Origin of the sequence: Mesorhizobium sp. M8A.F.Ca.ET.021.01.1.1, from assembly GCF_003998025.1 — a bacterium.
In the GTDB taxonomy this organism is placed as follows: Bacteria; Pseudomonadota; Alphaproteobacteria; order Rhizobiales; family Rhizobiaceae; genus Mesorhizobium.
Genome location: NZ_RZSJ01000232.1, coordinates 1 through 8,762, shown reverse-complemented (window position 1 = coordinate 8,762; position 8,762 = coordinate 1). Strand labels below are relative to the sequence as shown.

At 62.7% G+C, this 8,762-nt stretch carries 6 protein-coding genes and 2 pseudogenes; 4 read left to right on the top strand and 4 right to left on the bottom strand.

Features of this window, described 5'->3' with window-relative positions; translation table 11 throughout:
• Together EOA36_RS18690 and EOA36_RS18685 are read left to right on the top strand one after the other, a co-directional pair.
• Window positions 1–269 (top strand): annotated as a pseudogene (locus EOA36_RS18690) (HlyD family secretion protein); the annotation flags it as partial.
• Between the two features lie 304 nt (window positions 270–573).
• Entirely contained in the window at window positions 574–2,109 is a 1,536-nt protein-coding gene (locus EOA36_RS18685; RefSeq protein ID WP_127278892.1) for a DHA2 family efflux MFS transporter permease subunit, read from the top strand.
• A 44-nt stretch (window positions 2,110–2,153) separates the two neighbouring features.
• On the opposite strand, the gene EOA36_RS18680 is transcribed toward EOA36_RS18685, so the two are convergent.
• Window positions 2,154–2,669, bottom strand: coding sequence for a CAP domain-containing protein (locus EOA36_RS18680; RefSeq protein WP_127278891.1), 516 nt, complete (start codon window positions 2,667–2,669; stop codon window positions 2,154–2,156).
• Window positions 2,670–2,747: 78 nt separating this feature from the next.
• A complete protein-coding gene (locus EOA36_RS18675; protein ID WP_127278890.1) occupies window positions 2,748–3,971 on the bottom strand; it encodes a TadE/TadG family type IV pilus assembly protein in 1,224 nt (407 codons plus the stop codon).
• Window positions 3,972–4,222: 251 nt separating this feature from the next.
• Here EOA36_RS18675 and EOA36_RS18670 point away from each other — a divergent pair, with 251 nt between their 5' ends.
• Entirely contained in the window at window positions 4,223–5,047 is an 825-nt protein-coding gene (locus EOA36_RS18670) for a DUF2189 domain-containing protein (protein ID WP_127278889.1), read from the top strand.
• A 4-nt stretch (window positions 5,048–5,051) separates the two neighbouring features.
• Entirely contained in the window at window positions 5,052–5,960 is a 909-nt protein-coding gene (locus EOA36_RS18665; protein ID WP_245464401.1) for a dienelactone hydrolase family protein, read from the top strand.
• Between the two features lie 12 nt (window positions 5,961–5,972).
• Here the strand turns inward: EOA36_RS18665 and EOA36_RS18660 are convergent, their stop codons facing one another.
• Window positions 5,973–6,605, bottom strand: coding sequence for a LysE family translocator (locus tag EOA36_RS18660; protein ID WP_127278888.1), 633 nt, complete (start codon window positions 6,603–6,605; stop codon window positions 5,973–5,975).
• Between the two features lie 121 nt (window positions 6,606–6,726).
• A pseudogene (locus EOA36_RS18655) lies at window positions 6,727–8,708 on the bottom strand (TadE/TadG family type IV pilus assembly protein).
• Window positions 8,709–8,762: the final 54 nt, after the last annotated feature.

Genomic DNA, 8,762 nt, shown 5'->3' with positions numbered 1-8,762 from the left:
ATACCTATCCGGGTAGGACCTTCGAGGCGACCGTCAAGGCTATCGGCGCCGGCACCGGCGCCGACTTCTCGCTGCTGCCGGCCCAGAACGCCACGGGCAACTGGGTCAAGGTCACCCAGCGCATTCCGGTCCGCCTGGAACTGACCGATCCCGACGCCAGGATGGCGCTGCGCCCCGGCATGAGTGCTTCGGTCACCGTCGACACCGGCATAGCGCGCGGCTGGCCGTCGATCTTCGGCCACGCCACGGCCGGCGAGCCCGCGCGGTAAGACAGCGGAAGCCCGCAGGGACCGGGCGGGTCGAAGCGAGTTTGCAGGATTGGTCTGATGGAGGGGTGGGAAGGATCAGTGTTTGGGCGAGCCGCATGGCAGCTGTCCAAAGGTCTGAAATCTTCACGGTCCCGTCGGTCCTCAAGTTTCCGGGCGGCAGCGTCCGCTCAGTTGGAGACATTCGGTCGATGTAACCCCCACATCGACAATCGCGTCCCACCGCGATGAAGGTCTCTCGACGGAAGGCTTCGCCGCCCGGAAACCCGTTGTACACGTTTCTGTTACTGTCTGGAAGTTCTTCGCCATGAGCACGCCTGAACCGTTCAAAGAAGTGCCACATCGTGGCCTGATCACGGTGGCGCTCATGCTGGCGACGGTCATGCAGGCGCTCGACACCACGATCGCCAACGTCGCGCTCCCGACCATGACCGGCGATCTCGGCGCTTCGCCCGACAACATCAACTGGGTGCTGACCTCCTACATCGTCGCCGCCGCCATCATGACGCCGGTCACCGGCTGGCTCGCCGATCGCTTTGGCCGCAAGGAGCTGTTCCTGGCGGCGGTGGTCGGCTTCACCATCTTCTCGATGTTGTGCGGCCTGGCGTGGAGCCTGGAAACCATCGTGCTTTTCCGGCTGATGCAAGGTGTGTTCGGCGCCGCGATCGTGCCGCTGTCGCAGACCTTCCTGCTCGACATCAACCCCAAGGAGCGCCATGGCCAGGCGATGGCCATATGGGGCGCCGGCATCATGCTGGGCCCGATCCTCGGCCCCACCCTTGGCGGCTGGCTGACCGAGAATTTCAACTGGCGCTGGGTGTTCTTCATCAACCTGCCGGTCGGCATCCTCGCCTTCCTTGGCATGGCCGCCTATCTGCCGGCTGTTGCCCGGCGGGTGCGCAGCTTCGATTTCTTCGGCTTTGCCATGATATCGCTCGGCGTCGGCGCGTTGCAGCTGATGCTCGATCGCGGTGGCGAGGTCGACTGGTTTTCCTCGGTCGAGATCTGGATCGAGCTTGGTCTTTCGATCACCGGTTTCTGGGTGTTCATCATTCACACGGTGACATCGGAACATCCCTTCATCGATCCGAAGATTTTCCTCGACCGCAATTTTGTCACCGGGCTTGCATTCATCTTCGTCATGGGCGTGCTGATCCTGGCTTCTATGTCGCTGCTGCCGCCGATGCTGTCGACCATCTTCGGTTATCCGACCGTCACCATCGGCATCGTCATCGGGCCGCGTGGCGTAGGCACGATGATTTCCATGCTCGTCGTCGGGCGCATCATGGGCAAGATCGATGCCCGAATTCTGGTCGTCATCGGCTTCCTCCTGACCGCGCAGTCGCTCTACACCATGGCCAGCTTCACCCCACAGATGGACAACTGGCTGATTCTCAGCTCCGGCGTGATCCAGGGCCTGGGCATGGGAATGGTGTTCGTGCCGCTGTCGACGGTTGCCTTCGCCACGCTCGATGCCCGCTACCGCACCGATGCAACGTCGTTGTTCAGCCTGGTGCGTAATCTTGGCTCGTCGATCGGCGTCTCGGTCGTGACGGTGCTGCTGGTGCGCAACACGCAGATCAACCACGCCGAGCTTTCGGCCTTCATCAACCCGTTCAATCCCAATCTCTGGGCTGTCTCGCCGGCGGCTGCCGGCGGCGACCCGACGGCGCTGTCGCAGGTCGATCGCATGGTCAATCTCCAGGCGATGATGATCTCCTACGTCAACGACTTCAAAATACTGATGATGATGACGCTGGCCGCCATCCCGTTCGTGCTTCTGTTGCGCAAGCCGAAAACGGCACCGGCCGGCGGCGGCGCGCCTGCCGCCCATATGGACTGATGGAGCGGCCGCTCGCCAGGGGATGTCCGCCGGCGATATCTTTGCTACCTGCCGAGCACCAGAGACCAGTAGCGCAGGTTGGGGTCGCGGCCGTCGCGGACATAGGCAAGCCCGAAGCGGCTGAAGTCCGGATCGAGTATGTTGCGGCGGTGTCCCTGCGAATGCATCCAGATATCGAACAGCTTCTGTTGGTCGAAGCGGCCGGCCGCGATGTTCTCGGCCGCGGCGCCGTGTACGCCGTTGTCCTTCATGCGCGAGGCGAAATCCTTGCCCCAGCCGGTGGTGTGGCTCATGTTTTCACGCTGCGCCATGTAGCCGGCCTGCTGGAGTGCTGCTTGCTCAAGCTGTGCGTCGGAAACAAGCGGCCCCAGCCCGGCGGTCGCGCGCAGGCTGGCCAGCGTGCCGGTTGCCGAGGAGGAGACCCCGGCGCCTTGCCCGGTCGGCAGCGAAACGGTGCCGCAGGCGGCCAGCCCGAGCAAGGCCGCGAGGCCGGCCGTCTTGAGCCAGGTGCGCCTATTCAGGTTCGCGATCTGGTCGCTTTCGAGTCTTGAAGTGGTCATGCCTGCCTGAGATAGTCGTGATCATGGCTTTTGCCGGGCAGGGTGATGAAAATCTGAAATCGAATGGCGGTCAGCCGCTTATTTCACAAGCGTGATGAGGCGGCCGGCATACATCTCGCGATTTCCGAACACGGCCGTGCAGTCGGTTTTGATGGACGAGTTGCCTGTCATCTGCACGGTCAGGCCAACAAGCCTCAGACAGTCGCCCTGACCGCTCATATCCGAGTTGCCGGCAAAGGAAATGGCCGCGTCAGGCGCATAGACGAACCCGCTGATCACGGAATTCGCGCCGCCATTCAGCGTCAAGGCCGATGTGTTGCCATGGTTCTCGAAAATGGTGATGCCTGCGTAGGGGCCACTGGTGGGCGGAGAAAGGTCCACCTTTTCATTGGCATTTATGTAGATCTGTGCGCCCTCCATCAGGAATATGGTGACGCCGTGGCCGGTCAGGCTGCCGTTGCCGCCCGGTTTCAAGGTCACGCCGCGCAAAATGTAGACGCCCGGGTTGAGCGTGATATTTCCCGACAATGTCTTGTCGCAATAGGTGCCGGGCGACAGCGTGTAGGTTTTGCCGTTCGGGACCGGCAGGCAGAATGTGTAGGGGGGAGGCACGATGTCGGCCAGGGGATCGAAGGACGCATATTGATGTTCGAGCGGCGCGCCGCAGGCGAGATTGGCACTGGGCGGCAAAAGCCCGGAAGTGCCGCCGACGGTCGAGACGCAACCCGCCGAAACCTGAGCGGAACCGCCTCTGCTGACGGCATCGGACGCGTCCGAGTTTGCCGCGATCACGCAATTGCTCATGGCGACGTCGGTCGAGCCCTGCAGGCTTGCCGCGGCCGACGCATGCGGATCGAGCGCCAGCACGCAGGCCTGTGCGCCCGGGTGCATCTTGACCGTCGCCGACCGGCGCGCTGGCCAGGGGGCCGCGCCATTGATGAAGCTCGGACGGTTGATGCCTGACGAAAGCGAGATGTAATAGGCGCTCGGGTCGCCGCTGGCTGTGGCCGAAAAAGCGGAGATGCTGTCTGAATATTCCTGTTGATCGGCGACGCTCATATTGGCCGCAAAGAATGTCAGCCCAAGCCCTTGGACATCACTCGCGCTCATGCTGGGCAGGTACTTCGTGCCGACGGCAAGCCCAGCCGCGTCCAGCGAGTTCTGCAATTGCGCGGCGTCATCGCTCGTGCCTGTCAGGTCGAGGGTACCGGCGACGACGGCCATTATCGGCAGCAGCGCTATGGCGGTCGCCATGGCAAAATTGCCGTGCTCCGAAGACCAGAAGCCCTTCAACGTGAACATCGCCCCTCGCCACGGTTTGAAAAGCTCAGGTGATACACCTTGGGGTCTCTACGAGTAATTTAAGCAATAGCTAAAATGCATAGATTCTAAGATGAACTCGGTGGTTCGCCAAACCAAGGCCGCCCAGCAGGCATAACGAGACGCGGCGACAATCCCGGGAAGATCGGATATGATGCCAGCGTTCTTGAAGTGGCAGCTACGGGCGGCCACCCTAGGCGGTGACCGCCCCCCGAGAAAAACGGAGGTAGGTTATGGCCGGCTTTCATGTCATGGCGGACGCGCACGGGATGCATGTGCAACCCGCGGTCCGCCGCATTTCCACGCCAGACCTCTGGGACGCATTGAGACTTGGCGCCGAGGACTTCTGGGCCAAGCCCTCGCATTACGTGTTCCTGTGCCTGATCTATCCGGTTGTCGGCCTGATCCTGACGCGGTGGACCTCCGGCTCCAACGCCATCCAACTCGTCTATCCCTTGATGTCGGGCTTTGCCCTTGTCGGCCCGTTCGCCGCGATCGGGCTCTACGAGATCAGCCGCCGGCGCGAGCTCGGCATGAATACCAACTGGCGGCACGCCCTCGACGTGCGCCGCTCACCGGCGCTGCCCTCGATAGCGGCCATCGGCATCATGCTGTTCGCGCTGTTCCTGCTGTGGCTGTTCACGGCGCAGTCGATCTACACCAGCCTTTTTGGCAGCGAGCCGCCGGCTTCGGTCGGGGCCTTCCTGCGCGATGTGCTGACGACCAAGAAGGGCTGGACACTGATCCTTCTCGGCAACGCGGCCGGCCTGGTCTTCGCGGTGGTCGTGCTGGCGACCACGGTCGTTGCCTTCCCGCTTTTGCTTGATCGTGACGTCGGCGCCGTTTCGGCGATTGAGACCTCGGCCCGGGCGGTCATGGCAAATCCGCTGCAGATGGCGCTCTGGGGTCTGATTGTCGCGGTGCTGCTGGTGATCGGCTCTATCCCGCTGTTTGCCGGTCTCGCCGTCGTCATGCCGATCCTCGGCCACGCGACCTGGCACCTCTACCGCAAGGTGGTCGAGCCCGCGCAGATCCGGCCCCCGCGCCGTCCGATGTGAGCAAGTGTCCGGCCCGGTCAACGCGGTCAAAGGACAAACCGAAGCCTGGCTGACGATGGGCAAAGTGTTGGATTTGCTCAAAGGAGTTGGCCTGGCGTGCCTTTGTCTTGCCGGCGACTTCGATGCGGCGCCCGCCTGGGCCGACGAGATGGTGCAATTTGAAAGCGCGGCCGTGAAGCCGACGCCGTTTCAGGAGCGCAATGCGCAGGAAAGAGGCGAGACCACGAAGTCTGTTCCCGGCATTCCGCTGCGAGGATATCTGACACGCCCTCCGGGTGAGGGGCCGTTCCCGGCTATAGTCGCTCTGCACGGATGCGCTGGTGTGCTTGCGAATGACAGGCAGGTTTGGCCGCAGCGGCTGTCTTCCTGGGGTTATGTTGTTCTCGTTGTCGACAGCTTCGGCACGCGCGGCACAAAGGATACCTGTCACAGCCTGCTCTCCGATCGCGTCTATGACGCCTACGGCGCCCTGGAGTTTCTGTCGAAAGCCAGTTTTGTCGACCCGCGACGCATCGCATTGATGGGGTTCTCCGCCGGCGGCATCGCAACGCTCGAGGCGGTCCAGCTTGGTGGCGCAGAGCGGCTGATGCAGCACAAATTCAGCGTGGCGATCGCCTACTATCCGAACTGTTCGGTGGCGAGCGGTAACATGGCTGTGCCGACATTGATCCTGATTGGAGAGCTTGATGATTTCAGCCCCGCCCAGAAATGCCGGGAGATGGTGGCGCAACGCAGGGACAAGGGAAGCCCGGTGCAGCTAAACGTCTACGAGGGTGCCCGGCACGCGTTCGACGCCGAGGAGTTCAAGACCGGCGTCGAGGCCTACGGCCACCGGGTCGAGTACAATGCGGCTGCGGCCGATCGATCGGAAAGCGACGTGCACGCCTTCCTGAAGCAGGCCTTCGGCGATTGACGCCAGGCGGCCTCAACGCTGCGCGTCGGTCGCCATCTTCAGCGCCAACGCCGTCAGCACGGTTCCCATCATCCAGCGCTGGATCACCAGCCATAGCGGCCGTCCGGCGAGGAAGGTGGCGATCGAGCCGGCGGTCAGCGCGATGATGGCATTGACGCTGAGGCTGATCGATATCTGCGTCGCGCCCAGCACCAGGAGCTGCGACAGGACATGGCCCTTGCCGGGACTGATGAACTGCGGCAGCAGCGAAAGATAGAGAACGGCCACCTTGGGATTGAGCAGATTGGTCATCAATCCCATGGCGAACAGCTTGCGCGGCCGGTCCTTCGGCAGGTCGCGCACCTGGAACGGCGAGCGCCCGCCGGGTTTCACCGCCTGCCAGGCCAGCCACAGGAGATAGAGCACGCCGGCAAAGCGCAACACGTCATAGGCATAGGGCACCGCGATCAGCAGCGCCGTGATGCCGAACGCGGCCGACAGCACGTAGAACAGGAAGCCGACCGCAACGCCGCCAAGCGAGATCAGTCCGGCCTTCGGCCCTTGCGACAGCGAGCGCGAGATCAGGTAGATCATGTTGGGGCCTGGCGTCAGCACCATGCCGAGGCAGACCAGCGCGAAGGCGAGATGGTTGGCGGTGTCGGGCATTGTTCGTTCCCCAGCGTGCCGCGATGGATGAGGGACCGCGCGGGCGGTCAATCTGTGCCCGTCACGGCGGGCGTCTGCAAGGGCTTGACGCCGCCAGGCGTTGCGCCAGGAACGATCCTGGTTAGCCGACCACGCGCAGGTTCGACAGTTCGTTGCCGATTTCCTTGAAATCGTTTGCCAGGCTGGCGCCGGTCGCATTCCAAAACAGCTTCGCCGGTTTGCTCGGATCCGTCGCATCCTTGCGGAAGCGCGAATTCGACGAGCAGGATTTCAGCGCATCGATCGCCAGCTTGTCGCTGGCCTTCGTCGTCGACAGGTCGAGCGCCACCGTCATCACCATGATGTTGGCTGCCTTGGCGTTGTTGCAAAGCGTGGCCATCTGCTCGTTGAGCGCGTTGGTGTAGTTGCCGTTCGAATAGTCCAACTGACCGATGGCGCTCGACGTGCCCATGAACAGGCGGCCGACCGAAGTGCCGTTGTAACCGGGGTTGAGATAGCCGTAGGACGCATAGGTCGATTTCGAATTGGCGGGATCCGAGTAGCCCAGCGAGGAAGGTGTGTAATAGGTGTTGGCGCCGTCGGTCAGCACGATCACCACCTTGTCGTTGCCTCTTTCGGTTTCTGGGCGCCCTTGCGTGAACGGCTCTCCGCTCGAAACCACCCGCCAGCCCCAGGCCATGCCCTCGGGGACGTTGGTGCCGCCATTCGGCTGCATCAGGTCGATCGCCGCCTTGATCGAGGTGAGCCCGTCGGCGACGCTGACATCGGTCAGCGGCGTGATCGGGTTGGTGGTGCAGCTGTAATTCGGCCCGTTCCGGGCAGCGCCGGCGCATCGATCGGCCGCGGCTGGAAATACTTGGCCATGTTGCGCAGCCGCGATTGGCCGCTGCTGCTCGATGGATCGTCGTTCCACCAGCTGTTGACGGCGCCATAGGTTGCCGGCGCGGCCTCGTCGGGATCCTGGGTGAGCTTCCAGTGATTGCCCGGTTCGTCGGGGGCGAACATGGGCACGAACATCGTTGCCGGATCGCCGACGCCGATGCCGGTGTTGGCCGAACCACCGGACGGCGTGGCGTCGTTGATGTTGTAGGGGTAGGGCCTGGCCTCGACGCAGCCTTGCCAACTGGCGAACGGACCATAGGAATCGATATAGTCATATTCGTCGTGGCTGCTTTTGCAGGTGTTGTTCGAATTGTATTGGTCGCACACGACCCGTTTGCTGTTGACGACCCGCTCGTGGTTGGTGACGACCTGCATGTCGCGGTAGAGCGAGAACCGGGTCAGCATCTGGCCTTCCCCGGTTCCCCAGCCGGTCCCGCGCTTGTACCAGATGCCGTTGGTTTGCTGGGCGTACTTGTTGGCGGCGTTCAGCGTCGACCAGTCGAAATTCTCGTTCGACACCGGCGACAACCCTTCGGTGTCCATCCACGACGCGTTGCCATTCCCGGGGCCGACATTGACCGAGGCGGCAAAAGGCACGAGGCCGAATTGCACCGGCTTGTCGACCTGCTTGATCATGATCGCCTGCTGGGCCAGCGTGTCGACCAGCTGCTTGGAAGCAGTCTTGAGAAGATCGATGCGCTTTTGCCCCGAGCCCGTGCCGAGCGTGGTCATCGATCCGGAATTGTCGAGCACCAGGGCAACTTCCAGCGTGTTCTTCAGCCGCACCTGCGAGCTGACGTTGAAGCTGAGCCTCTGGTTCGCATCGGTCGCCGATTTGCCGACGAATTGGGCGAAGGCGGGGTAGAAATAGGGTTTGTAGTTGAGCTGGGCGGTCATGGTGAGCAGGCCGCCGCCGCTGGTGTTGCTTGGCAAGATGACGTTGAGCGTGGCGCTGGCGGGATCGATATCGTTCAAATTGGCGTTGAAGAAGTCGAGCGCATAGGCTCTCAACTGGTCGTCGGTCGCACCTTCCGTCAGCCGGCGGGCCGTAGCGAAGTTGGCGGCGTCGAGCGCGTTCATCAACATCTGCTTTTCGCGGTTCATTTCCGTGAAGTCGACAGCGAGCGCCAGACCGCCCATCAGCGGCACCATCGCCACAACCGTCATAAGAGCATAGTTGCCGCGCCTGTCGCGGCGGAACTGACGCCAGATTTCATGCATGTCTTGAAGCGGCCCCCGCCGACGAATTCTCGGTCGGCGCGAGCTTCCCACAGA